General features: G+C 39.4%; 25 protein-coding genes. 21 read left to right on the top strand and 4 right to left on the bottom strand.

The features are described 5' to 3' along the window. The first annotated feature begins 15 nt into the window (after positions 1–15). From phnC to DOK79_RS01670, 5 genes are read left to right on the top strand one after another with little or no spacing between them, the layout of a single operon-like run. Positions 16–768, top strand: coding sequence for a phosphonate ABC transporter ATP-binding protein (gene phnC / locus DOK79_RS01690; protein ID WP_206855871.1), 753 nt, complete (start codon positions 16–18; stop codon positions 766–768). Positions 769–779: 11 nt separating this feature from the next. Continuing rightward, positions 780–1,577: an ABC transporter permease subunit gene (locus tag DOK79_RS01685; protein WP_206855868.1), complete on the top strand. Its 798-nt coding sequence runs from the start codon at positions 780–782 to the stop codon at positions 1,575–1,577. A 1-nt stretch (position 1,578) separates the two neighbouring features. Next, positions 1,579–2,151 (top strand): PhnE/PtxC family ABC transporter permease, encoded by a 573-nt coding sequence (locus DOK79_RS01680; protein ID WP_242543272.1) that lies wholly within the window; start codon positions 1,579–1,581, stop codon positions 2,149–2,151. A 12-nt stretch (positions 2,152–2,163) separates the two neighbouring features. Then, positions 2,164–2,469, top strand: coding sequence for an ABC transporter permease subunit (locus DOK79_RS01675; protein ID WP_339092727.1), 306 nt, complete (start codon positions 2,164–2,166; stop codon positions 2,467–2,469). Between the two features lie 44 nt (positions 2,470–2,513). Continuing rightward, positions 2,514–3,350 (top strand): PHP domain-containing protein, encoded by an 837-nt coding sequence (locus DOK79_RS01670; protein WP_206855866.1) that lies wholly within the window; start codon positions 2,514–2,516, stop codon positions 3,348–3,350. 235 nt (positions 3,351–3,585) lie between these two features. Here DOK79_RS01670 and DOK79_RS01665 read toward each other — a convergent pair whose 3' ends face one another. Beyond that, complete coding sequence (locus DOK79_RS01665; protein WP_206855865.1) at positions 3,586–4,275, bottom strand: N-acetylmannosamine-6-phosphate 2-epimerase; 690 nt, start codon at positions 4,273–4,275, stop codon at positions 3,586–3,588. Between the two features lie 240 nt (positions 4,276–4,515). Here DOK79_RS01665 and DOK79_RS01660 point away from each other — a divergent pair, with 240 nt between their 5' ends. From DOK79_RS01660 to licT, 4 genes are all read left to right on the top strand, one after another. Continuing rightward, complete coding sequence (locus DOK79_RS01660; RefSeq protein ID WP_206855863.1) at positions 4,516–5,709, top strand: MFS transporter; 1,194 nt, start codon at positions 4,516–4,518, stop codon at positions 5,707–5,709. 226 nt (positions 5,710–5,935) lie between these two features. Continuing rightward, complete coding sequence (locus tag DOK79_RS01655) at positions 5,936–6,268, top strand: nucleotide pyrophosphohydrolase (RefSeq protein WP_206855861.1); 333 nt, start codon at positions 5,936–5,938, stop codon at positions 6,266–6,268. A 25-nt stretch (positions 6,269–6,293) separates the two neighbouring features. Beyond that, on the top strand, positions 6,294–7,007 hold the full coding sequence (locus DOK79_RS01650; protein WP_206855859.1) for a class A sortase: 714 nt from the start codon (positions 6,294–6,296) through the stop codon (positions 7,005–7,007). A 311-nt stretch (positions 7,008–7,318) separates the two neighbouring features. Continuing rightward, entirely contained in the window at positions 7,319–8,167 is an 849-nt protein-coding gene (licT, locus tag DOK79_RS01645) for a BglG family transcription antiterminator LicT (RefSeq protein WP_206855857.1), read from the top strand. A gap of 157 nt (positions 8,168–8,324) precedes the next feature. On the opposite strand, the gene DOK79_RS01640 is transcribed toward licT, so the two are convergent. Continuing rightward, the gene (locus DOK79_RS01640; protein WP_206859623.1) at positions 8,325–9,620 is read right to left on the bottom strand and encodes an ISL3 family transposase; all 1,296 of its coding nucleotides are present in this window, start codon (positions 9,618–9,620) and stop codon (positions 8,325–8,327) included. Positions 9,621–9,811: 191 nt separating this feature from the next. Between DOK79_RS01640 and DOK79_RS01635 the strand changes: the two genes are divergently transcribed. The 12 genes from DOK79_RS01635 to DOK79_RS01580 all read left to right on the top strand — a co-directional run bounded on the left by DOK79_RS01635 (position 9,812) and on the right by DOK79_RS01580 (position 23,421). Further along, positions 9,812–11,683: a beta-glucoside-specific PTS transporter subunit IIABC gene (locus tag DOK79_RS01635; RefSeq protein WP_206859530.1), complete on the top strand. Its 1,872-nt coding sequence runs from the start codon at positions 9,812–9,814 to the stop codon at positions 11,681–11,683. 16 nt (positions 11,684–11,699) lie between these two features. Next, positions 11,700–13,142: a glycoside hydrolase family 1 protein gene (locus tag DOK79_RS01630; RefSeq protein ID WP_206859528.1), complete on the top strand. Its 1,443-nt coding sequence runs from the start codon at positions 11,700–11,702 to the stop codon at positions 13,140–13,142. Positions 13,143–13,434: 292 nt separating this feature from the next. Continuing rightward, a complete protein-coding gene (locus DOK79_RS01625) occupies positions 13,435–14,136 on the top strand; it encodes a GntR family transcriptional regulator (RefSeq protein WP_206859526.1) in 702 nt (233 codons plus the stop codon). Between the two features lie 288 nt (positions 14,137–14,424). Beyond that, entirely contained in the window at positions 14,425–15,759 is a 1,335-nt protein-coding gene (locus tag DOK79_RS01620) for a PTS sugar transporter subunit IIC (protein ID WP_206859525.1), read from the top strand. Between the two features lie 24 nt (positions 15,760–15,783). Beyond that, positions 15,784–16,872, top strand: a complete 1,089-nt coding sequence (locus DOK79_RS01615; protein ID WP_206859524.1) for a DUF871 domain-containing protein — start codon at positions 15,784–15,786, stop codon at positions 16,870–16,872. Positions 16,873–16,881: 9 nt separating this feature from the next. Next, positions 16,882–17,994 carry an amidohydrolase/deacetylase family metallohydrolase gene (locus DOK79_RS01610; RefSeq protein WP_206859523.1) on the top strand — a complete coding sequence of 371 codons (1,113 nt, stop codon included), beginning with the start codon at positions 16,882–16,884 and terminating at the stop codon, positions 17,992–17,994. Further along, positions 17,978–19,078, top strand: a complete 1,101-nt coding sequence (locus tag DOK79_RS01605) for a DgaE family pyridoxal phosphate-dependent ammonia lyase (RefSeq protein WP_206859522.1) — start codon at positions 17,978–17,980, stop codon at positions 19,076–19,078. The genes DOK79_RS01610 and DOK79_RS01605 overlap by 17 nt, the downstream gene beginning before the upstream one ends. A 5-nt stretch (positions 19,079–19,083) precedes the next feature. Continuing rightward, complete coding sequence (gene dagF / locus DOK79_RS01600; protein WP_206859521.1) at positions 19,084–19,833, top strand: 2-dehydro-3-deoxy-phosphogluconate aldolase; 750 nt, start codon at positions 19,084–19,086, stop codon at positions 19,831–19,833. Positions 19,834–19,835: 2 nt separating this feature from the next. Beyond that, entirely contained in the window at positions 19,836–20,843 is a 1,008-nt protein-coding gene (locus DOK79_RS01595; protein WP_206859520.1) for a sugar kinase, read from the top strand. A gap of 844 nt (positions 20,844–21,687) precedes the next feature. Further along, a complete protein-coding gene (locus DOK79_RS01590) occupies positions 21,688–22,263 on the top strand; it encodes a TIGR00730 family Rossman fold protein (RefSeq protein ID WP_206859519.1) in 576 nt (191 codons plus the stop codon). Continuing rightward, positions 22,263–22,703 carry a nucleoside 2-deoxyribosyltransferase gene (locus DOK79_RS01585; RefSeq protein ID WP_206859517.1) on the top strand — a complete coding sequence of 147 codons (441 nt, stop codon included), beginning with the start codon at positions 22,263–22,265 and terminating at the stop codon, positions 22,701–22,703. Before DOK79_RS01590 ends, DOK79_RS01585 begins: the two co-directional genes overlap by 1 nt. A 16-nt stretch (positions 22,704–22,719) precedes the next feature. Then, on the top strand, positions 22,720–23,421 hold the full coding sequence (locus DOK79_RS01580) for a deoxynucleoside kinase (RefSeq protein WP_206859515.1): 702 nt from the start codon (positions 22,720–22,722) through the stop codon (positions 23,419–23,421). Positions 23,422–23,482: 61 nt separating this feature from the next. Here the strand turns inward: DOK79_RS01580 and DOK79_RS01575 are convergent, their stop codons facing one another. After that, positions 23,483–23,665, bottom strand: a complete 183-nt coding sequence (locus DOK79_RS01575; protein ID WP_206859513.1) for a hypothetical protein — start codon at positions 23,663–23,665, stop codon at positions 23,483–23,485. Positions 23,666–23,858: 193 nt separating this feature from the next. Continuing rightward, positions 23,859–24,275, bottom strand: coding sequence for a hypothetical protein (locus DOK79_RS01570; RefSeq protein WP_206859512.1), 417 nt, complete (start codon positions 24,273–24,275; stop codon positions 23,859–23,861). Positions 24,276–24,582: the final 307 nt, after the last annotated feature.

Raw genomic sequence — 24,582 nt, 5'->3', positions numbered from 1 at the left:
TAGAAAGGACGAGCCATGCTATTACAAGTAGACTCGATTTCAAAAACGTATAGTAACGGAAAACAAGCGCTAAAAGATATTTCCTTTCAACTAGAAAAAGGAGAATTTGTTTCGATCATCGGACCTTCTGGTGCAGGAAAATCCACGATTTTGCGTTGTATCAATCAGTTGATTTCTGCGAATGAAGGAGCCGTTTACTTTGAAGAAGAAGATATGCAGCATCTAAAGAAGAAGCCGTTACGCTTGAAACGTAGAAGGATCGGTATGATTTTCCAACATTACAATTTAGTCAGTCGCCTCACAGCCGTTGAAAATGTCCTTCATGGCAGACTTGGATATAAGTCTGTCGTGAAAGGATCGATTGGGGTGTATAACGAAGCAGAAAAACAGGAAGCTTTCGATTTATTAGAAAAAGTCGGCTTGTCAGAGTTTGCGTATACGCGTTGTGATGAATTGAGTGGTGGACAAAAACAACGTGTCGGAATTGCTCGCGCATTGATGCAACGTCCTGCATTGATCTTATGTGACGAACCGATTGCCTCTTTAGACCCTAAATCCTCAAAAGTCGTGATGGATTATTTGCAACAAGTGACAAAAGAATTGGCGATTGCTTGTTTAGTCAATCTCCACCAAGTAGAAGTCGCAATTGATTATTCTGATCGAATCATTGGTGTGAACAGTGGCAATGTCGTGTTCTCAGGAAAACCAGAAGAACTGACAACAACAGAGATCAATCAGATTTATCAGTCAGACGAATTGTTAGTATAGGAGGGGTGTCGATGGATAAGGCGCTGAATCAAGATCTTTTTCGAAAAAAGAAGCAGTTGTTATTTGTGACACTCTTCAGCTTTGTTGTCGTGTACGTTGTCTTTTCGCAATTTGTTGGTTTTCAATTTGGGACGGCGGCTGTAGCTATTCCTCAGAGTTTTGTCTGGCTGTTCACCAATTTTATCCCGACAGAAAATTCGATCCAATCATTGCCATTGATTTTATCTAAATTAGTAGAAACGGTCTTGCTGTCGATCACAGCGACGATGACTGCTACAGTGCTCTCATTGATCACCGCAATCATCGGCTCGGAAACGACTGGTCTGAATAAAGCGACAAAAACAATTGCAAGGGTATTTGCTAGCTTTTTCAGGAATATCCCGATCGTCGTATGGGCAATGGTCTTACTATTGAGCTTCAAGCAAAATGAATTTACCGGCTATTTAGCGATCACCTTTACGACATACGGTTACTTGACACGCTCGTTTATGGAAACGATCGATGAGGTCGCTGGCAGTATCACGGAAGCAATGACAGCGACTGGTGCTTCTTACTTTGCGATCATTTTCCAAGGTGTCTTACCCATGGTCTTTGGTCAGCTGATCAGTTGGATATTATTCATGATCGAAAACAATATCCGTGATGCGACATTAGTCGGCATACTAACAGGAACAGGGATTGGTTTTCTATTTGATCTCTATTATAAGAAATTTCGCTACGATATGGCAGGAATGGTCATCTTGACGATCGTCATCATCGTGATCGCATTGGAACTTTCGTCCAATAAAATTAGGAGGATGATTCACTGATATGGTCCAACGACAAAGTGAGCTTGAATTGGCGGTGACAGAAACCGTCTTGACACAACCAACGAAAATTAGACGAAACTCAAAAAAGAAAATCCGGATTCGTGTATGGAAAACGTATCGGGTCGTACCTTGGGTCTTGTTTACTCTACTGACCAGTGTATCGATCTATACGTTATTAACGATGGATTATGGAGAGGTTGTATTACTAGATGCGACGAGACAATTTTTTACAGACTTGCAACGGATTTTTCTCCAGCCAAGACTTTCTGGTCGTTTCTCATTGGAAACCTTGTTGCAAGCTTTAGGGGTGACAGTCGGTCTAGCAGTGATCACCACATTGCTCGGGGGAGTAACAGCTTTCTTGATGGCATTGTTCACAGCAAGGAATATCAGCCATTCGGGCATTTCAAACGCAATCCGAACAGTGATGTCCTTCATTCGGGCGGTGCCGACGATCTTATGGGTCATGATTTTCTCGATTTTGATCGGTTTAGGCGCCAATGCGGCAATCATTGGGATGTCTTTCCATACGATTGCTTATCTAACGAAAGTCTTTTCTGAGAGTATCGAATAAATCGATGCTGGCGTGATCGAAGCGTTACGTGCGTGTGGCGCAAGTTGGTGGCACATTGTTTTCCAAGCGATCGTTCCTTCTTGTATGACAGCCTTGCTTTCTTGGTTGTTTATCCGCTTCGAGATCAACTTTACGAATGCAATCGCTGTTGGTGCCGCCGCTGGAGCGGGTGGATTAGGCTTCCAACTCGCGATGACAAGTAGTTTTTATTTTGATTTTCATGAGATTGGTGTATTGGTGTATATGATTTTAGCAGTGGTAGCGATCTTGGAAGTCGTGGCGATCAGACTACGGAAAAAATATATCATCCATGCTTGATTGAGAACAAAAAATTGATTGGGAAAAGGAGAGGAGAAAGTCGAGTGAAAGCAGATTTACACATTCATAGCTATTTTTCAGATGGCAGTAGTTCGCCAGAAGAATTACTCAAATTAGCGTTAAAGCATCAAATAAATATCCTGTCCGTCGTGGATCAAGACACTTCGGCAGGATTAGCTCAAATCAGACAGGTCTTCGCTCCTTCTCCAATCAATTTTATTGAAGGTATCGAAGTGACTGCTTACGATTTCAAACGCCATCAACAGGTACATATCTTAGGATATAACTTGACGAATTATCAGTACATCGAGCAGCTGTGTGAACCTTTGCGTGCGGCACGCACGAGAAACACACTGCGCCAATTGAAACGAATCCAAACTGAAGGATTTCGTATCAAAGAAGAACAGGTGCGACAGTTTGCAAAACAGGCGCCTGCTCTTTACAAACAACACATTGTCTCTGCACTGATCAAAGCAGGATATGATACATCAATCAACGGGCATCTTTACCGCAAGTTATTCAAACAAAATGATTTTGGTCAAGAAGAGACCGAAATGATCGATGTCTATGAAGTCATCCAAGCCATCAAGCTAGGTGGAGGCATGTCAGTTGTCGCTCATCCAGGAAAATTGGATAGTTTTGATCTGATTCCTGAACTCGCTTCATTTGGCATCCATGGCATCGAAAAATACCATCCAGAACATAGCCTGAAAGATCAAAGAAGGGTACAGGAGCTGATTGAACGCTTCCAGATTCGTTGCTTCGGCGGTTCTGATTTTAAAGGGAAAAACGGTCCAGATTATTTTGGCGAATGTATGATGTCCAATGTGCGTGAATTTCCTGATGAGCTATTATTAGATGCTCAGATGCAAGCAAACTAGATTTTTATCTTCTATTTTTATCCGATACTTAGCCCCCCAGCTAAAAAGACGGTTCTTTCATTGGCGCGATTACCTTAGCGCTTTTGGAAGAGCGTTTTTTTATGTACATAAAAATTTCTGAGGTATGGATCATTTTTTCGACTGCTTAAAAAAAGATGTTGGCAGATTTTACCAACATCAAAATTGCAACGGTTAGCTGTGACTGAAAGACAGCAGTATATTTTTATAGTGTTGATCAATCTAGCGCATCAACAAATCGCTGCGTGATTTCTTGGGGGCGGGTAATGGCACCACCAACCACGATTCCAGCTACGCCTAAAGTTTGGATCTCCTTGGCTTGTTGTGGAGTATGGATTTTTCCTTCTGCAATCACAGACACATCTGCTTCTAGGAGGCGTTTGATCAAGACCATATCAGGACCGTCTGTTTCTTCACTTTCTTCGGTATAACCGCTTAATGTCGTTCCGACAAAATCGATCCCGGCTTTATGTGCATTGATTCCTTCTTCAAATGTAGCAATGTCTGCCATGAACAATTGATCAGGATATTTTGTTTTGATTTGTTCAATGAATTCGTTGATCGATAAGCCGTCATGTCGCTTGCGCAACGTGCAATCAAGTGCGATCACTTCGACACCAGTTGCTACTAACTCATCCACTTCTTTCATCGTTGCGGTGATAAACGGTTTTTCAGGAGGATAGTCTCGTTTGATGATGCCAATCATCGGCAAATCAACTGTCGCTTTGATCTCTAAAATATCTCTGACTGAATTTGCCCGAATGCCAACTGCTCCAGCTTTTTTTGCGGCTAATGCAAAATAAGGCATCAAACCACCTTCTTCTGAATAAAAAACTTCGCCAGGTAATGCTTGGCAAGAAACGATCAATCCCTGATTGATTGTTTCTAAAAATTCTTGTTTATCCATTTGTCAAAAACTCCAATCTGAAAACAATAATAACCCATTTCTACCAAAAATATAGCATCCGCTTTCATAAGTGTAAAGGGAAAGGGCTTTAGTAAAATCGCCACTTATTGAAAAAAACAATAGTTTACAAAAGAAGAAATAACCTTTTTTCGTATATACTGAAAAAGTTCTTGATTTTTTCTTAAATTTTAGATATGATTTTAACAATTTAGGGTTATTTAAAAGAAAAGGGGAAGAAAAATGACGAAGTATCAACGAAAGGTATTATTATCAACATCGGCGGGTATTGCTTTAGAAAATATGGATATTATGTTTTTAGCTTTTTCATTATCTTCAATGATTGCAACTTTTAATATTAGTGGAACGCAAGCAGGTTTGATTGCAACGATCACTAATTTAGGGATGCTCGTTGGAGGTATTTTTTTTGGATTGATGGCAGACAAATACGGTAGAGTCAAAGTGTTTTCACAAACCGTCATTTTGTTCTCAATTGCTTCATTATTAATGTATTTTGCATCGAATATTTATCTTGTCTATCTCTTTCGCTTCATCGCAGGGATCGGCGCTGGTGGGGAATACGGCGCATGTATGTCTCTGATTTCTGAAAGCTTTTCAAAGAAACAAATCGGCCGTGCGTCTTCTGTTGCCGCTATTGGTGCACAAGTTGGGGCAGCTCTGGCAGCAATCTTAGCAGCGGTGATCATTCCTTTATTTGGATGGAAAATGCTTTACGTCATCGGTGTATTACCGGTCTTGATGGTTTTGTTTATTCGAAAAGGGTTAAAAGAACCAGAAGCATTTGAGGAAACAAAAGAAACTGGTAAAAAGACAAAGCTTAGTCATTTGTTCCAAACGAAGCAATTGGCGTGGCAAACAACAGGTTTAAGCTTAATGGTTACTGTACAGATCGCCGGCTACTTTGGGTTGATGAATTGGCTGCCTTCGATCATGCAAGCACAACTTGGTCTATCGGTATCTGGCTCCTCTTTATGGATGATCAGCACGATTTTAGGTATGTCATTAGGAATGATGACATTCGGGATCATCATGGATAAAGTTGGTCCAACATTAGCGTTTGGCTTATTCTTGATTTGTTCCTCTCTGTCTGTCTTTTTACTTGTCCTTGCGCATAGTCAATGGAGTTTAGTTGCAGCAGCAGTAGTCGTGGGCTACTTCATCAATGGTATGTATGGTGGTTATGGTGCAATCATCAGTAGTTTGTATCCAACCGAGATCCGTGCAACAGCGAATAACTTTATCATGAACTTAGGCCGTGCAGTTGGTGGTTTCTCATCGATCGTGATCGGATTTCTAATGGATCATTATAGTTTGACGGCGGTGATTCTATTTTTAAGTGGTATTTATTTAATCAGTTTGGTTGTCTTGATGACTTTATCAGGAGTGAGAGATCTAAAAACGAGCTTACAACAATAGGAGATCGATCTAAACATAAGAACAGATTGAGGTTGTATCAGAAGCATTAAAAAGGGGCGAAATCAGCCCCCAACTTACATAACAAACATATTTACTATTTTAAAGCTACTATATGATGTTTCTTTTTTTATAAAAAATAGAATAGATTATTAAAATAAGTCTAAACTATTTTTTCTCTAAACATGGTATGATTGAAGTAACTCGATTTAAAAGTAGGAGAAGATCAATGGAAAAAAGTATGGCAAACATCAACCGCTTTAGAGATGATCGGAATTGGCGTCAATTTCATAATGAAAAAGATTTGGCGATTTCGATTTCTTTAGAAGCATCAGAACTATTGGAATTATTCCAATGGAAGCAACCAGAAGAAGTCACAACGGCTCAACTTGAGCGAATCAAAGAAGAACTAGCAGATGTGCTGATCTACTCTTATATGATGGCGGACAATCTAAATTTAGATATCGACACGATCATTGAAGAGAAGTTACAAAAGAATGCACGTAAATATCCAGTAGAAAAAAGTAAAGATAAAAAAGAAAAATATACGGAGCTATCATAGGTAGAGCATGATTGGAGGAAAAGAGATGAATAAAAAGGGAAGAGTCAAAAAGTGGCTCGTCAATTTCCTGTTGTTTCTACTATTATTAGTAGGATTAGCTTTGATTTTTAATGAACAGATCAAAGACTTTTTTGTTAAAAACACCGGAGATGCGTACGCCATCGCTAACGTATCTCGTGAAGATATCGTAAAAAACAATCAAAAAGACGCAAACTTTGACTTTGATTCGGTCGAGTCAATGAGTTCAGAAGCGGTATTGAGAGCCCAATTGAATCGACCAGATCTACCGGTCATCGGAAGTATCGCTGTACCATCCGTTTCGATCAACTTACCGATTTTTAGAGGATTGGATAATGCGAACTTATTATACGGAGCAGGAACTTTAGATCCGGATCAAGAAATGGGGAAAGGGAACTACGCCTTAGCCAGTCACCGTGCTAACAATCCAGAACTACTTTTTACCCCATTAGAAAATCTAAATTTAGGGGATAAAATCTATATCGTCGATTTAGAAAATGTCTATACGTACAAAGCGACATTTAAAGAAAAAGTCGATCCTTCGGCAACAGAATTATTGAATATCGAAGAAGGAAAAGAATTGATCACCTTAATCACTTGTGGTGACATGGATGCCATCACACGCTTAGTCGTCCAAGGAGAACTCGAAAGCATCACACCAATGAAAGAAGCAACCCAAGAAATGAAAAACGCCTTTGATATGCCAACGAGAACGTTTTAAGAGAGGTTGTGAGAAAGCCGTTCACCTCCAACTAATAAGGCAACTTTTGAGAAAATAGTTTTTTTATTTTTTCAAAAGTTGCCTTATTTTATTCGTATGTTGCCAAGATTGTTTTTACAGGATGCTGAAAAGTTATTCCTTTCTAAAAAAATAAAAATTATGAAAAGGGTTGCATAACTAATGTAATAGTGATATAGTAAATGTAGTTAATCGATGGATTGTTACTGTTCGGCAGGCAAAACCAGAATTCAGCTAGTACTTACGGGCGGATTCTAGGTTTTTTTTATTTTTTAGTTGGGAGGGCGATGTAGATGGTCATAGAAAAAGTCTTGAATAATAATGTCGTCATTTCAAAAAATGAATTAGGCGAAGAAATCATCTGCATGGGGAAAGGCATTGCTTTTCAAAAAAAATCAGGCGATACGATCCCTAATGAATCGATCCAAAAAGAATTTGTGTTAAAAGATTCTTTTACCACGCATCAGTTCCAACAATTGATGGCGGATGTCCCGCTAGAAGAAATCGAGCTTGTGAAACAGATCGTGGATCTCGCGGAAGAACAACTAAAAATACAATTGTCGCCAAACATCTATTTAACACTGACAGATCACATCCATTATGCGATCAGTCGGGCAAAGGAAAACATCGAATTACCTAACCCTTTACTATTTGAAACCAAAAAGTTTTATCCAAAAGAATATCAAGCAGCTAAACAAGCCCTTCAACTAGTTGAAGCAAAGCTTGGTGTGAGTTTGCCAGCGGATGAAGCAGGTTTCATTGCCTTTCATTTCGTCAATAGTGAACAAGGGAATGGGGATATGCAAGTAACGATGGCGGCAACGAAAATGGTGCGAGATATCTTAAGCATCATCAGTAAATTTTTCGGTATCGTCTTCGATGAAGATTCCTTGAATTATCAACGAATCATCACACATTTACAATTTTTCACGCAACGGTATTTAAAAGATGAAACATCGGACGAGAAAGACGAATTTCTTTATGCACTCGTCCAAGGAAAGTACCCAAAAGCGTTTCGCTGTGTGGAACGTATCAATGAATATCTTGTACAAACGCAACAAAAAGAGATGGGACCAGGAGAACAAATCTATCTGACGATCCACATCCAACGCGTAGTAACAGAAAAACAAACCCAATCATAAGGATTGTTACTGGATCAGGCAGGCAAAACCTAGATTGAAAATATGGACACGTCTAGACACGTGACCGTTTTTTGGCTCTTTGTCAATAAGGACTGATGAGTGCAATCAAGTGAAATCCGGAAGAAGAAGTGAACACTTCTTCTCCGGATTTTCTTCGTTATTTGACGTGAATGACTTGATTCGTCAAAAAGATTCGGATGCGCATGTTCTCAAATGATTTAAAGCCATAAGACACTCGTTTGAGTGTTTTGATGTGGGTGTTTTTTGCTTCAATTTTCCCATTAGAGTAAGGATAAATCAAAGAATGACGAATCCCTTCTTCATAGCTCAGAAGATTTTGTAGTTTTAGCCGAAATTCTTTATCTAATGTTTCTGGTAACTGATGCAAGAGAGTGAAAAATGACTCGTGGTCTTTGTCACGAAAGGCATCCGCTAGTTCATGGAACGCTTGATAGGCGACTTTCAAGGCAGTTGAAGCACTTAATAAACGGTCAAGCACCATGGCTTCTGTCAGGTAAGGATACTTTGGGGCACGAAAGCTACGCCAAGTTTTATATTCTGTGTGGTTGATATTCTTCCGATTTTTGGTGAGTAAGCGCCAATGGCTTTTTAATTTCCTTGGCATTGTCCGATTGCCCGAAGCAATCAGGCGTTTCATTTCACGGACACGAAAATCTTGGAACGCTTGATTCATGTGTTTGATCACATGAAAACGATCAATGACCAGTTTGGCATGAGGAAATACTTTTTTTGTTAGTTGAAAATACGCCGCATTCATATCAGTAACTAAATAGTCGACGTCAGATGGATTCACACATGTCTGGAAATAAGTGGTCAACCGAGACAATTTTCGAGTGGGTAAGATATCAACTAATTGCCCGGTTTCCCCATCGGCACAAATAAAACTCATCTTATCTTCTGAGGATACATGGGAACGAAATTCATCGACCATCAATACTTTGGGCAGGTGGCGCTTGGCTTGTTTTGGTAAATAGGTTTTTAACGACTTCAAAATACGCGTCACCGTTGGAATAGACACCTGGCAATGCTTTGCGATAAAAGATAAGGAGACCTTTTCGGTGAGTAAAGCAATGATTTTCATTTTTACATGCTCGGCAATCGAATGATTTGGCCGAACAAAATAGCTTTGGGCTGTCCAATGGGTATGGCAGTTTCTACAGTGATAACGTTGTTTCTTCAGCCGCATGATTAGCGGTAAATGGTTGAATTGATCGAAACGAATGCAGGTCATTTTCTTGCCATTTTTGACAATGACCGTTTTCCCCTTCGAATCTCTCACGGCAGAGCCACAAGTCAAACAAGCAGAAGTAGGAGGAGCTAACACTGCGTCAATAACTAAAGTATTGGTTTGATGGAACGTTTCGTAAGAAACATCTTGGATGGTTAAATATTTATCTGTTAATCGGAGCATTTTTTTGATAGAATTTTCCATAGAGCATATCGTCCTCTCAGTTGTTTATTTTGTGGTGATTTAATCATACTAGAGAACGATATGTTTTTTAATACCCAAAAAGAAAAAGTGGACTGACGAATCAGAATTGATTCATCAGTCCACTTTATTATAGAGCCCGTTTTTTCAATCTAGGTTTTTTATTTTTTATCAAAAAGAAAGAAGGAACGAATATGGATAATCAAGCAGTAGGACGGAGAGTCTGGGAAGCCGTAGGCGGAGAAAAAAATGTAAATAGTTTAGTGCATTGTGCGACAAGATTACGTTTCAAATTAAAAGATGAATCAATGGCAGACACACAGAAATTAAAAAATGATCCAGATGTGATCCAAGTCGTGCAAAGTGGCGGCCAGTATCAAGTCGTGATCGGCAGTAATGTGTCGGATGTCTACCAAGCAATCGTTGATGAACAAGGTTTAGGTGAAGGCGTAAATTCAGATAGTGAAGATACAAGTAAAAATCCGTTGAATCGATTGATCGATATTATTTCAAGTATCTTTACACCGTTTTTAGGTGCAATGGCAGCAGCGGGGATATTGAAAGGTTTCTTATCACTTGCGACAGTATTAGGTTGGTTGGCAGCTGATAGCGGCGCTTATCAAATCTTGTTTGCAGCAGCAGACGGAGTCTTTACTTTCCTACCAGTGATGTTAGCTTTTACGGCTGCAAAGAAATTCAAGACCAATCAGTTTTTATCGGTAGCGATTGCTATGGCGTTAGTCTATCCAGCAATCACACAGTTAGCAGGTTCAGGGACGGCAGTTGACTTTTTCGGTCTACCAGTGATCTTGTCTCAATCTGGTTATACTTCTTCTGTTATTCCGATTATTTTAGCTGTATGGGTACAAAGTAAGTTTGAACCACTTGTGAAGAAAGTCATTCCACAATTTTTACAAATGATTTTTGTACCAATGATCGTCTTGTTAGTGATGGTTCCTTTAACATTTTTAGTATTAGGACCAATTGGAACCGTTATCGGTAATGCGTTAGGTGGCTTATTCAACTCGATCTACAGCTTCAGTCCATTAGTTGCTGGGGTCATCATGGGTAGTATGTGGCAAGTGTTAGTTATGTTCGGGATGCACTGGGGCTTTGTGCCAATCATCTTCTTGAATATTGAACAATATGGGTTTGATGTCTTGATGCCAATGCTTTTACCAGCAATCTTGGCTCAAGGTGGTGCAGCACTAGGTGTCGCTTTACGCACGAAAGATTCAAAATTGCGTTCATTAGGGATCTCTTCTATGATCACTTCATTTTTCGGTATCACTGAACCAACTGTTTATGGTGTTACTTTACCATTGAAAAAACCGTTTATCGTTGCTTGTATTTCAGGCGGTATCGGCGGAGGAATCATTGGTTTTGCCGGAGTTAAAGCATTCTCTAGTGGCTTGATCAGTTTACTAACGATCCCAACATTTATCAGTACTGATCCAGCACTTGAATCAAGTGTCACAATGGCAGTTATCGGTACGGCTGTTGCCTTTGTTCTTGGCTTTATCGGTACTTACTTGATTGGCTTTGATGAGGAAGTACAGGACCAAAAATTAGAAAAAACAGAAACAACGACTGGTGATACGATCAGTACCGCACGTCATAACTTGAAAAGCCCATTGACTGGAAAAGTTTTACCATTAACAGAAGTACCGGATAAAGTTTTTTCTTCTGGCGCAATGGGAAAAGGGATCGCTATTGATCCTGAAAAAGGCGAATTAGTTGCTCCAGCAGAAGGGGAGATCACGACGATTTTTCCAACAGGTCATGCAGTTGGTTTGACAACGACAGATGGAGTTGAGATTTTGATGCACATCGGGATGGATACTGTGGAATTGAACGGTGAAGGATTCGAAACGTTCGTCAAACAAGGAGATAAAGTAAAAGCAGGGGACTTGCTTGTCCGCTTTGATATTGAGAAAATAAAAGCAGCAGGCTATAGCGTCATCACCCCTGTTGTCGTAACAAATACTGATCACTTTGCAGATGTGTTAGAACTTGATCAACAAGAAATTATTGCTAATGAAGATTTTCTGGCAATTGTAAAATAAAAGGAGGAAAACAACAATGGTAGCACGATTCAAAAAAGACTTTTTATGGGGTGGCGCAACAGCCGCAAATCAATTAGAAGGTGCTTTTGACCGCGATGGCAAAGGCTTATCAGTAGCAGATGCAATGCCTGGAGGGAAACAACGTTTTGCGGTTATCGGCAGTGAAGAATTTGATTGGACGATCAATGAGGAGAAATACCTTTATCCAAACCATCGTGGGATCGAACACTATGATCGCTTCAAAGAAGATATCGCGTTATTTGCGGAAATGGGTTTTAAAAGTTATCGCTTTTCGATTGCTTGGACACGTATTTTTCCACAAGGGGATGAACAAACACCGAATGAAGCTGGCTTAGCTTTTTACGATGAGTTGATCGATACTTGCTTGAGCTATGATATCGAGCCAGTCATTACGATCTCTCATTATGAAATGCCGTTACACTTGGCAAAAGAATATGGTGGGTGGAAAAATCGACAATTGATCGAGTTTTATGAACGTTTTGCTCGTACCGTATTAGAACGTTACAGCAGTAAAGTGAAATATTGGATGACGTTCAACGAAATCAACTCTGCTTTTCATTTCCCAGCATTGAGTCAAGGGTTAGTTAAAAGTAATGGGGCAAGTGACTACCAAAATATTTTCCAAGCATGGCACAATCAGTTTGTCGCTAGCAGTAAAGCGGTGAAAATCGCACATGAGTTGCGTCCTGACATCCAAGTAGGCTGCATGATCATCTATGCAACGACTTATAGTATCGATGCAAACCCGATCAATCAAGTCGCAACATTGATCCAAAACCAAGAGTTCAACTTCTTCTGTACAGATGTGCAAGTACGTGGAGAATATCCAGCTTATACAGCACGTACGTATAAAAAATATGGAGTAGACGTTGACAAATTAGAGCAAACGGAAGAAGATTTCCAATTACTAAAAGAGTATCCAGTCGACTATATCGGCTTTAGTTACTATATGTCATCAGCCATCGATGAAACGAATCCAGATGCGGACACATCGAATGGGAACTTACTAGGTGGGGTGAAAAATCCATTCCTTGAAGCAAGTGAGTGGGGATGGCAAATCGATCCTGAAGGCTTACGTGTGGCATTGAATGAATTATACAACCGCTATGAAAAACCATTGTTTATTGTCGAAAATGGTTTGGGAGCCATCGATAAAGTGGAAGAAGATGGAACAATCAATGATGACTATCGTATCGATTACTTACGTCGTCATATTGAAGCGATGGCCGACGCAGTTGCCGATGGCGTCGATTTGATGGGCTACACGCCATGGGGCTGTATTGATTTAGTTAGTGCATCGACAGGTGAAATGAGCAAACGTTACGGATTTATCTATGTTGATCTCGATGATGAAGGAAATGGCACTTTAGCGCGTTCAAAGAAAAAATCTTTTGATTGGTACAAAGCAGTCATAAAAACGAACGGTGAAGAATTATAAAAAATAACGACTGGGCCATTTATGATGGAAAGCGTTTTAAGAAATGAATCCTTGTGTATTTAGTAATCAGATGAAAATGCGAATAAAATTCTATTCGTTTTTATAAATGATGTTTATGTTATTAAATCAAGGATATAACAAAGGTACTAAAAAAGTATAAGAATAAGCTTGGATGTTTTGTTATGTCTAAGCTTATTTTTTGTGCTTAGGTAGACCAATTATCAATATTTCTATTTTTTTTTTCGTTTATTTATGTTATTCTTTTACTAACATAAAGGTGAAAGGTGAAGCCATGAAAAGAACGCGTGTACTATATCTAGAAGTAGCAGACAAGATAAAAGAGGATATTTTTTCAGGAAAATATCCGGTGGGGAGTATGTTACCGACTGAAAATGAATTAGAAGAATTGTTCCAAGTGAGTAAAATCACTGTTCGCAAAGCGATCGAGTTATTAGCAACGGATGAATATGTCGAAAAGAAAAGTGGTCGAGGCACAACGGTATTAAGCAATCGTCCATATAATCGATTATCCAAAGCGGAAAGTTTTACACAGATCTTAAAGGATTCTCAATATGAAGTCTGTAAGGAAACGATTGGTTTAGAAAAGATCAGCATCAAAAAAGATGATCCGTTGTATTCGATGTTCGGTTCAGCTGCCGTCTGCTTCAAGCGTTTGTACTACTTGAATGATCAACCGTATATCTATTTTGTTCACTATTTGCCAAAAGATATGAATAAAATGAAACAAAAAGAATTTGATAAAGAATCATTATATCGGTTGTTAACGCAAAATAACCATATCATCGACTCTTTTTCAGATGATTTTTCTGCTACGTTTTTAACAGATGAAGAAAAAGAATTGTTGAAGACAGATTCAGAGATCGCAATCAAGCGAACACGTCGCTCAACGACGGAAGATAAAGAAGTGGTCGAGTATTCAGAAGCGATCTATCATACAGATCTCCATCCTTATCATATCAATTATGAAACATAGACAATAGTAATGAGGTTGTGACAGAAGTGTCCAGCTCCGAGAAATAAGCCGAGACACCCGAAAATTGTTCTTCAAATTTTTGGGAGTCTCGGCTTATTTCTGAAGGAGTTGCTTCTGGCAGACTGTTTATTCATTTTTAAGGTTAAAATCAAAATGAATTTTATTTTTATCCCCGACGCTTTTTTGTCAGAATAATCATATATTTCAATGAAAATGTTTACATTACATCGTTAATATGTTATCTTTTATTTAAACATTATAATGTTTTGATAAAAGGGGGAGTAACACATGGATAAATTTGTAGGGTTGATTGAACAAAAAATTATGCCGGTGGCGAATCGGATCGGTACACAACGTCATATGACAGCGATTCGAAAAGGGATCATCGCGACGATGCCATTAACGATTGTCGGGTCATTCTTTACGATCTTATTGAATATTCCGATCGAGTCAGTCGCTTCGGTCATTGAACCATATCGTGCAATTTTAGATATTCCGTTTCGTTATACAGTGGGGATCTTAGCTTTATATGCTACCTTCGGGATTGCCTCTTCATTAGCCAAGAGTTATCGTTTAGATTCATTAACTGCTGGGATCTTAGCTTTGATGTCGTTTTTGATCGTCGCTGCGCCGCCAACTCAAGTGTTGGAGGACCTTGAAGGAATCTCAGCCGGTCGCTACATCAATATTGCTAATCTTGGTTCAGGTTCTTTATTTGGGGCCATCGTAACAGCTATATTATCCGTAGAAATCTATCGCTTCTTTATTGAAAAGAAAATAACGATAAAAATGCCAGATGGCGTACCGCCAGAAGTAACCAATTCATTTGTCGCATTGATCCCAGGAGCCGTGATCTTGATTTTCTTTTGGGTCATCCGTCATTTACTTGGTTTTGATTTAAATGGTTTCTTGAGTCAATTATTGATGCCGCTTAAAGGGGTATTAGCAGGAAATAGTTTATTTGGTGGACTACTTACAGTCTTCTTGATTTGTTTCTTCTGGGTGTTAGGGATCCATGGACCAGCGATCATGGGACCAGTGATCCGTCCGTTTTGGGATATCTCGATCGCTGAAAATATCGATGCATTCAATGCAGGCACGAATGCCCATGACATGCCCAATATTTTTACAGAACAATTTTTACAATGGTTTGTTTGGATCGGTGGAGCGGGTACGACCCTTGCATTAGTCGTCTTGTTCATGTTTTCCAAATCCAAATATTTGAAGAGTTTAGGTCGGTTATCGATCTTACCTGGTTTATTCAATATCAATGAACCGATGATTTTCGGAGCGCCAATCGTTATGAATCCAGTCTTAGGGATTCCGTTTATCATAGCACCATTAGTAACAACGACCTTATCTTATATCCTGACGGTAAGTGGATTAGTACCAATGATGGTCGCCCGATTGCCTTTTGCGATGCCAGCGCCTATTGCGGCTTGGATGAGTACGAATTGGAGTGTGGCCGCGGGTCTATTAGTGGTACTCAACTTCTTCATCACGCTTGCGATCTACTATCCATTTTTCAAAGTCTTTGAGAAACAACAGTTGGCACGAGAACAAGAAGAAGAAAAAGCAGAACAAGACTCGATCCAGATCACAAATGGTATCACAAACGAGTAAATAGACAAGAAAGCAGGAATAAATATGAAACGTTCACTAGGAATCTCTCTTTACCCGGATCATAGCGATCCCCAAGAAGATCATGCGTATCTTAAAATGGCACACAAATACGGTTTTACTCGAATTTTTATGAGCATGTTAGAAATAACTGAAGATACAGAACAAGTCAAACAAAAATTTCAACAATTGATCGAATATGCTGCTTCGCTTGGTTTTGAAACGATTTTAGATGTGGCACCCTCGATTTTTGAACAGTTGAATATTTCTTATGACGATATGAGTTTTTTTCATGAGTTAGGGGCAGACGGCATTCGTCTGGATCTAGGGTTTGATGGCAGAAAAGAAGCATTGCTGACTTACAATCCATACCAGTTAGCGATTGAGTTGAACATGAGTAATGATGTGGCTTATTTAGAAAATATTTTGAGTCACCAAGCAAATACACCATTTTTATACGGCTGCCATAACTTTTATCCGCAAGCAGGAACAGGACTTCCATATGAATTTTTTGAATCGTGCAGTCTTCGTTTTAAACGCCAAGGCATCCGCACTGCTGCGTTTATCACTTCTCAAACCGGAACGATCGGTCCTTGGGATGTGAATGATGGATTACCGACATTGGAAATGCACCGCCAGTTAGGCGTTGTTCCAGCTGCCAAGCATTTATTTGCGACCAATCTCATCGATGATGTCATTATCGGCAATGCCTATGCTTCAGAAGAAGAGTTGCAAGCTCTAGGTGCAATCGATCGATATCAGACTGTTTTGGCGATTGATTTTCTTCCTCAGATCAATGAAGTTGAGCGAACGATCGTTTTGGACGAGCAACACGTGCGTAGAGGTGATATTACGGAACAAGTGATCCGTTCAACTGAAGTAAGAAAAACGTATCAAGCGGATGCCAATCCTCCGCATGACAATGAACAGCTGTTTCAACCAGGTGACGTAGTTATTGGAAATGATCACTTTGGGAAATACAAAAATGAGTTACAGATCGTATTAACGCCACATCACGATCCAAGAAAAAATAAAGTTGGTTCCATAGTTGCGGATGAACAAGTGTTATTATCTTTCGTCCATCCTTGGTCAAAATTCAAATTTAAAGAAAAGTAGGCGTTTGCGATGTTTGATTTAATCATAAGAAATGGCAGAGAGTTAGGAAAAGAACCAGTGGACATCGGTGTGAAGAATGGCAAGATCGCGCTGATCAGTCAGCAGATCGAAGAGTCGGCAAAACAAGAACTAGTACTGTCAGCTGAACAGTATTTATCCGCAGGTTGGATCGATGACCATGTCCATTGTTTTGAGGAAATGACTTTATACTATGATTATCCAGATGAAATCGGGATAGAAAAAGGCGTTGCGACGGTTATCGATGCTGGGACAACGGGTGCAGAAAACATCCATACCTTTTATGAACACGCGAAACAAGCAAAAACAAATGTTTTCGCTTTACTGAATATTTCCAAATGGGGTATTGTTGAACAAGATGAATTAGCAGATTTGTCAAAAATCCAAAATGAACTGGTTCATCAAAAACTAGAAGAATTGCCTGATTTTATTGTAGGGCTTAAAGCACGGATGAGTAAAACGGTCGTGGGTGAAAATGGCATCACACCTTTAAAATTAGCAAAGAAAATCCAAAGCCAAAATGATGGCTTGCCTTTAATGGTCCATATTGGTTCTGCTCCGCCGAACTTAGAAGAAATCTTAGCGAATCTGGAGAAAAATGATGTGATGACTCATTGCTTCAATGGGAAATCTAACGGCATCATCGATCAGTCGACCAACGAAATCAAACCGTTTGTCAAAAAAGCGATTACTGATGGGATCGTGTTTGATATCGGGCATGGCACGGATAGTTTCAATTTTGATGTCGCTGAAGCTGCACTTAAAGCAGGGATCAAAGCCGATTCGATCAGTACAGATATTTACATTAGAAATCGCAAAAATGGACCGGTGTATGATTTAGCGACGACTATGGAAAAACTGTTTGTCGTTGGTTATTCTTGGGAAGAAATCCTTGAAAAAGTAACAAGTGCGCCGGCGAAGCAGTTCAATTTGACAACGAAAGGTCACATCAAAGAAGGCTTTGATGCAGATTTTACGATCTATACTTTCCATGACCAAGAAAAGCAATTGACAGATTCGAATGGCAATACACGTACGACCATACAGCAAATCATCCCTGTAAATGTGATTGTAGGAGGCATCAACTATGACTGTAACTTATGAAAAATTTGGTTTGAATGAAGTGATCAATGCTTCTGGTCGGATGACGATCTTAGGTGTCTCCACTTTGACCGAATCGGTGTTAGAAGCCCAACGTTTTGGGGGCGAACACTTTTTTGAAATGGCCGACCTGATGAAGAAAACCGGTGCCTATTTGGCGCAGCAATTAGAAGTGGACGATGTACAAATCGTTTCTTCAGCTTCTGCTGGCATCGCTCAATCGGTAGCTGCTGTTATCGGTCAAGGTTCGTTGTATCATGTGCATCATCCTTACGATGAAACAATCAAACGTAGAGAAATCATCTTACCAAAGGGACATAATGTCGATTACGGTGTGCCAGTAGAGTTGATGATCCAACAAGGTGGCGGGCATGTCATCGAGGCGGGGTATGCGAACCAATGTACACCTGAACATATCGAACAAATGATCACTGAACAAACAGCGGCTATTTTGTACATCAAAAGTCATCATACGGTACAAAAAAGTATGCTGAGTGTGGCGGAAGCCGTTGCTGTCGCTAATAAGTACGAGTTACCATTAATCGTTGATGCAGCAGCTGAAGAAGACTTGCTGAAATATACTGCACTAGGCGCTGATCTAGTGATCTATTCAGGTGCCAAAGCCATTGAAGGTCCAAGTGCCGGCATGGTGATCGGCAAAGAGCCGCTTGTTTCTTGGGTACGTCTTCAGTCGCAAGGGATTGGTCGCTCAATGAAAATCGGTAAAGAAAATGTTCTAGGATTTGTCCAAGCAGTCGATGATTATTTAACAAATGGCAGTGAGTCAGGCGAATCGATGAAAAAAAGAGTTCAACCATTTGTTGAAGCACTCGAAAAACTTCCGGGTATCGAGGCTAAGATCGTTCAAGATCCAGCTGGTCGGGAAATCTATCGTGCGAGTATCCAAGTCATTAAGGGCTCAGCAATGGATATCATTAAGCAGCTAAAAGAAAAAGCACCAGTAATTTATACAAGAGACTACCAAGCGAACAATGGAATCATCGAGTTCGATATTCGCTCTGTGACACAAAAAGAGATGGATAAAATCATCTACCGACTAAAAGAAATCTTACAATCAAAGGAGTAATCATGATGTCATTGACCCCAAATTATCTTGAAGATAGAATTTGTTTAAATGTATTGGCTAATTCTGTCGAAAATGCGAAAGAATGTTACGAGGCAGCGGAAGGGCATATCCTATTAGGTGTCTTATCTAAAAATTATCCGAGTGATGACGAAGCAATCGCAGATATGAAAAAATACCAAGAAGCAACTAATAATGCTTTATCGATTGGTTTAGGTGCTGGTGATCCAAACCAAAGCCAAATGGTGACTCGCTTAGCACAAGTACTACAACCTCAACATGTCAATCAAGTATTTACAGGTGTGGGCGCTTCTCGGGCGGTCTTAGGGCAATCTGAGACGATCGTCAATGGTTTAGTTTCCCCGACTGGAAAAGAAGGCTACGTCAATCTTGCGACGGGTCCTTTGAGTAGCCAAGGTCCTGCCGCAATGGTTCCGATCGAAACAGCCATTCGTTTGTTACAGGACATGGGCGGCAGCTCGATCAAATACTTTCCAATGAAAGGCTTAGCGCATAAGAAAGAATATGAAGCAGTTGCAGCAGCTTGCGCAGCATTTGATTTTTATTTGGAACCAACAGGTGGAATCGATCTCACAAACTTTGAAGAAATCGTTCAGATCGCAGTCGATGCAGGAGTCAAAAAAATCATCCCTCATGTGTATAGTTCGATCATTGATCCAGAAACAGGTGATACCCGACCACAAGAAGTTCGTCAACTGTTGGATATGATGAAAAATTTAGTGAAAACAGGTGAGTGATCATGAAAATCGGCGCATTTGGTGAAGTGATGTTGAGGCTGACACCACCTGAAGCTCTCCTGTTAGAACAGACGCACACCTTGCGGATGGCGTATACAGGAACAGGTGTGAATCTAGTCGGAAATTTAGCACACTTCGGAGTAGAAAGTTACTTATTGACGGCATTGCCAGATAATCGTTTGGGAGATGCTGCATTGGCCAACTTGAAGAGTTTGGGTATCAATACAAGGTATGTGATCCAAAAAGAGCAACATATCGGTACTTATTTTGCTGAGATGGGATACGGAGTCAGACCAACAGAAATCACCTATCAAAATCGTAAAAATAGTTCTTTTGGTTTGGCAATGATCACCGATTATGCGATTGCGGACTTTGTCGAAACAATTGATCTGGTCCATATCTGTGGCATCAGTTTGAGCCTAAATGAACATTCAGCGGAAGTAGCGATCGCTGTGGCAAAAACTGCACATGAGCAAGGAAAAAAAGTCTGTTTTGATTTTAATTTTCGCCCTAGTCTAAACCAAGAGCCAGATAAAAAACGAGTGATGAAAGAACGCTATCAAGAAATACTTCCCTATTGCAATGTCATCTTTGGCTCCGTTCGTGATCTATCTGAATTGTTAGAGTGGTCGATGGATGTGTCCAGTCAATCGGCTAAAATTCGCTCATTCCAAGCATTCTTGAGCCATTATCAAATCGAGTGGTTTGCTGGAACGACGCGACACACAACCGACGAGAAAAAACAACTTAGTGGATATCTGTTGAGTCCAACAGAATGGATCGAAACAGAGAGGTATACACTCGATAGCTTAGATCGTATCGGGGCAGGTGACGCATTTGCTGCGGGGATTTTATTAGGCTATAGTGAAAATTGGTCATTGGATCGATCTGTTGAGTTTGCTTTAGGAAATTCCCGTTTAGCTCATACGATCCAAGGGGATGTGCCGTTGACGACTAGGAAGCAAGTCGACCAGTTATTGTCTCACCCAACGATCGATTTGAATCGATAATGAAAGTTATACAAAAAACTGGGAGAAAAACGGTACAGTTTTTCGTAGCTTTTCAGATTCGCTTGACTCTCTATCTGGGAATCAGTATCATAAGTGGCAGATAGAAACAGTTAAATAAAAAAAGGCCCCCCAATTTTTAGTGGCAGCTAAAAATTGAGGGCTTGAGTAGTCAACGCATTGACCAATCAAGTTTGCCATAGTCAATGGAAACCATCGACCGAGTTCATTGTATCGAATCTTAAAAGAGATTGCTAGCTTTTTTGTCGACAAAATGAATAAAATGTATGGGCTTTTATTTACTGTGCCAAAAAGAAGAGGGACAATCGTTCGCTCTTCTTTTTTTGTCCAACACGTATACCCAAGGACGATTGATCTTTGAGCGCAGTGGTGAAAAGTAAGAATTTGAATGACGCCATTCGCGTAATCTCTTATTGATTTTTCCAGACAGTTCTCAAGGATCAAGGCAAGTCGTGCGTCTGACTTCATCAATCATTTAGCTGTTTTCTATCCTTTGTAGAACCATCCTAGAAAAACTTGGTGAACGATAAAAATGAAAGATAACAAAAGAAAAAAAGAGCATTCGCTTTTTGTAAAGAAGTGAAATGTTATCCATAAGAAAGTCGAAAGAAAGAAAATAGTACGAAGTAAGTCATTACATATTTATTATTTTTAGTTATTTTAAAAAAGCCGTTCAACATAATCAGAATAAAAATCATTTGAAGTTAAAACACTATATATAGTGTTTTTTGTTTTATATAACACTAAATGATAACAAAATCTAGTCTTTTCTTTTAAAAAAACAAGAGTAGAATAAAGGTAGTTCTACAAGTGAGGATGTGTTTTTTTGAAGTTAACAATTTTTTGTGGTTCCCGTTTCGGACACGATCAGAAGTATCTTCTTTTGGCTGAAACGATTGGAAAATATATGGTAGAAAAACAAATCGAATTAGTATATGGTGGCTCAAACTCCGGTATTATGGGTGTATTTAGTCGCACGATTTTAGAAAATGGCGGACAAGTAACGGGGATCTATCCTGTGGGGCTGTTTTCTGACGAATTACCTAAAACAGATGTAACGACGTTTATTCCAACGGAAACGATCGATAAGCGTAAAGAATTACTATTTGAACAAGGTGATGCAGTGTTGGTTTATCCTGGTGGGCTGGGCACACTGGAAGAATTCTCACAATTGCTTTCATGGATGGCCATCGGTTTGATTCCAGAAAAGCCGATCGGTATCTTGGATGTTCAGGGGTATTATTCAAATTTGAAAGATTTGCTTGGGCACTTTGTGAGTGAAGGATTCATGTCAGAAAAATGGCTAGATCAACTTTATTTTTCAAATGATCCTTTTAAGTTGATCGATCAATTATGTGCAGTAGAAGAACAAACAAAATCAATGATGCAGGAGATTAAATAATGAGTTATATTTATTTAGCAGGACCTTTTTTTTCAGAAGAACAAACCGAGCGCATTGCTCGTGTTGAAAAGGCATTGACTGCCAATCCTACAATGGATAGTTTTTATTCACCAAGGCACCATCAACATAGTAATTATGAGATGTTCAGTGAAGGATGGGCACAAGAGGTCTACGAAAGAGATATGAAAGAGTTACAGGCAGCAGATTTGGTTGTGGGGATATTAGATTTTGAACATCAGACGATCGATCCAGGTACTGCTTATGAATTAGGCGTTGCCACGATGATGGATAAACCGATCATCATTTTCCAAGAAGAAAGTGTACCGACTAATTTGATGATCACACAAAGTTTGCATTCATATGTAAAATCGATCGAAGCAATCGAAACATATGATTTCAAGATGTTGCCAAAAAGCGTCTATAAAGGCGAATACTTATAGAATGAGAAGGGATTAGATGTCAGTGATATTGATTTCAGGAACAATTGGTGCAGGAAAGAGCAGTTTGACCGACATGCTTGCCAAAAAGATTGATTCAAAACCATTTTATGAAAATGTAGAGGACAACGAGGTACTACCTTTGTTTTACTCAAATCCAGAACAATATGCGTTTTTATTGCAAATTTTCTTTTTAAATAAACGTTTTTTAGCAATGAAAAATGCCTTGAACCATGACGACAACGTATTGGATCGTTCGATCTATGAAGACAGTTTATTGTTTCATCTAAATGCTGATCTAGGACGTGTATCAGACATTGAAGTTCAACAATACGATAACTTATTGGACACGATGCTTCATGAATTAGATGATGTTGCTCCTAAAAAAAGACCAGATTTACTCGTGCATATCAAAGTTTCTCTTGATACGATGCTGGAACGAATCAAAAAACGTGGACGTGAGTATGAACAATTGGAAAGTGATGAAACACTTTATCAGTATTACCGATCATTAAATGAACGATATGATCAATGGTATGAAGACTTCGATGTTTGTCCTAAGATCCAAATCGATGGAGATGCCTTCGATTTTGTCGAAAGACCTGAAGATGCACAAGTGGTGATTGAACAGATCGAAGCGAAGTTAGCTGAATTAGAAGAGCAACAAGCTGGAAGTTACTACACCGACAATCAACACGCAAAAGGTCAAAAGTTAGACTAGTGAATACTATGTAAGAGAAAAGTCGCCACTGTGGTCAGTGACGACTTTTTTTGATGCTTGTCTATTTTCTCGTTTCTTTATGCGCTTCTTCTTCCTTTATAGAAAAGTCAAAAGGTTGATTTGAGCCTTCGATCATTTTGTGACAATGGTCACAAAAATTGGCTCTTCCTTGGTCGTTGATTTCTGTATGTACGTTTTGGGGTGTCGTACAAGCACAGTAATCTTGAGTATTTGCTGTATGCATATTTTTTCTCCTTAATATATCAAGTGCTTCTTTACTATAGCAGAAACACAGAATAGAAACAAAATAAATTAAGAAAACTTAGAATTTTTTATAAATGATATTCGTCTATTATAGAAGAATGTAAAACGATAAAAGAAGCAGATAGACCGACTAATAAACTGTCAGTCTGCTGCTTCTTTATTGTGCAATGGTTCTATAAAGTATAGATATTGCCTTCCTCGTCTTCTATACGGAAGTTTCCGATTTTTCTAAAATGAAAAGTTTGGTTCTTATCATCTTTTTTACCAACGATCGTATACTGTTCATCTTCAGTCGTGATCTTGACATCGGTTAGAACGATTTTCTCTTGAGAAGAATTTGCCGTATCAGTTGCAGATTCTGCATACGTACGGGTCCATTCCATCGTATCGTCCTTAAAGATGATTTCCGCATTGGCTAAGTCCATATTTTTTCGGACCTTCAGCGTATAGGTACTATTTTTTATATCAGATTCATCCGCCTGAAAAGTGGTGGTATTCGTTGTTTCTTCAGTTGATTGATTTGCTTGGCTACACCCAGAAAAAGTGAACAAAGCAAAAATCAACGTAAAGCAAATCAGTGTTTTTTTCAAAATAATGCCCCCAGTAGATTGGATAAAGTGATTATACCATTGAATCCAGTAATATGAAATAAAGGGGACAAGATACGCCGTGCTATTTGGCAAGGGCGATTGGCTTTACCGGTAGCTCTAGAAAATGATTCTTGTATTTCAACGTTGGAGAAAAAAGCCATTATGCTCGACTTGTCAAATGAAAAAAGTGAGAAGGTCACTTCGTACATTTTTTCTTTGAATTGGTCTAGTCTTTTTATAGAAAACGGTTTATAATAATGGTTGTAAACTGAGAAAACGTTTGCTATATTGAAAGTGCGCAACATAA

Source organism: Enterococcus sp. DIV1094, from assembly GCF_017316305.2.
In the GTDB taxonomy this organism is placed as follows: Bacteria; Bacillota; Bacilli; order Lactobacillales; family Enterococcaceae; genus Enterococcus_B; species Enterococcus_B mangumiae.
Note: the sequence above shows the minus strand (reverse complement) of the source record. Positions and strands in the feature narration are given on the sequence as shown.

Excerpts from the sequence above, each read along its gene's own strand:
- DOK79_RS01625 (WP_206859526.1), top strand. The coding sequence starts at position 13,435 with ATGAAAAGAACGCGTGTACTATATCTAGAAGTAGCAGACAAGATAAAA.
- DOK79_RS01640 (WP_206859623.1), bottom strand. The coding sequence starts at position 9,620 with ATGGAAAATTCTATCAAAAAAATGCTCCGATTAACAGATAAATATTTA.
- DOK79_RS01580 (WP_206859515.1), top strand. The coding sequence starts at position 22,720 with ATGTCAGTGATATTGATTTCAGGAACAATTGGTGCAGGAAAGAGCAGT.
- DOK79_RS01655 (WP_206855861.1), top strand. The coding sequence starts at position 5,936 with ATGGAAAAAAGTATGGCAAACATCAACCGCTTTAGAGATGATCGGAAT.
- DOK79_RS01635 (WP_206859530.1), top strand. The coding sequence starts at position 9,812 with ATGGATAATCAAGCAGTAGGACGGAGAGTCTGGGAAGCCGTAGGCGGA.
- DOK79_RS01620 (WP_206859525.1), top strand. The coding sequence starts at position 14,425 with ATGGATAAATTTGTAGGGTTGATTGAACAAAAAATTATGCCGGTGGCG.
- DOK79_RS01680 (WP_242543272.1), top strand. The coding sequence starts at position 1,579 with ATGGTCCAACGACAAAGTGAGCTTGAATTGGCGGTGACAGAAACCGTC.
- DOK79_RS01685 (WP_206855868.1), top strand. The coding sequence starts at position 780 with ATGGATAAGGCGCTGAATCAAGATCTTTTTCGAAAAAAGAAGCAGTTG.
- DOK79_RS01605 (WP_206859522.1), top strand. The coding sequence starts at position 17,978 with ATGACTGTAACTTATGAAAAATTTGGTTTGAATGAAGTGATCAATGCT.
- dagF (WP_206859521.1), top strand. The coding sequence starts at position 19,084 with ATGTCATTGACCCCAAATTATCTTGAAGATAGAATTTGTTTAAATGTA.
- DOK79_RS01585 (WP_206859517.1), top strand. The coding sequence starts at position 22,263 with ATGAGTTATATTTATTTAGCAGGACCTTTTTTTTCAGAAGAACAAACC.
- DOK79_RS01615 (WP_206859524.1), top strand. The coding sequence starts at position 15,784 with ATGAAACGTTCACTAGGAATCTCTCTTTACCCGGATCATAGCGATCCC.
- DOK79_RS01630 (WP_206859528.1), top strand. The coding sequence starts at position 11,700 with ATGGTAGCACGATTCAAAAAAGACTTTTTATGGGGTGGCGCAACAGCC.
- DOK79_RS01610 (WP_206859523.1), top strand. The coding sequence starts at position 16,882 with ATGTTTGATTTAATCATAAGAAATGGCAGAGAGTTAGGAAAAGAACCA.
- licT (WP_206855857.1), top strand. The coding sequence starts at position 7,319 with ATGGTCATAGAAAAAGTCTTGAATAATAATGTCGTCATTTCAAAAAAT.
- DOK79_RS01660 (WP_206855863.1), top strand. The coding sequence starts at position 4,516 with ATGACGAAGTATCAACGAAAGGTATTATTATCAACATCGGCGGGTATT.
- DOK79_RS01575 (WP_206859513.1), bottom strand. The coding sequence starts at position 23,665 with ATGCATACAGCAAATACTCAAGATTACTGTGCTTGTACGACACCCCAA.
- DOK79_RS01665 (WP_206855865.1), bottom strand. The coding sequence starts at position 4,275 with ATGGATAAACAAGAATTTTTAGAAACAATCAATCAGGGATTGATCGTT.
- phnC (WP_206855871.1), top strand. The coding sequence starts at position 16 with ATGCTATTACAAGTAGACTCGATTTCAAAAACGTATAGTAACGGAAAA.
- DOK79_RS01595 (WP_206859520.1), top strand. The coding sequence starts at position 19,836 with ATGAAAATCGGCGCATTTGGTGAAGTGATGTTGAGGCTGACACCACCT.
- DOK79_RS01650 (WP_206855859.1), top strand. The coding sequence starts at position 6,294 with ATGAATAAAAAGGGAAGAGTCAAAAAGTGGCTCGTCAATTTCCTGTTG.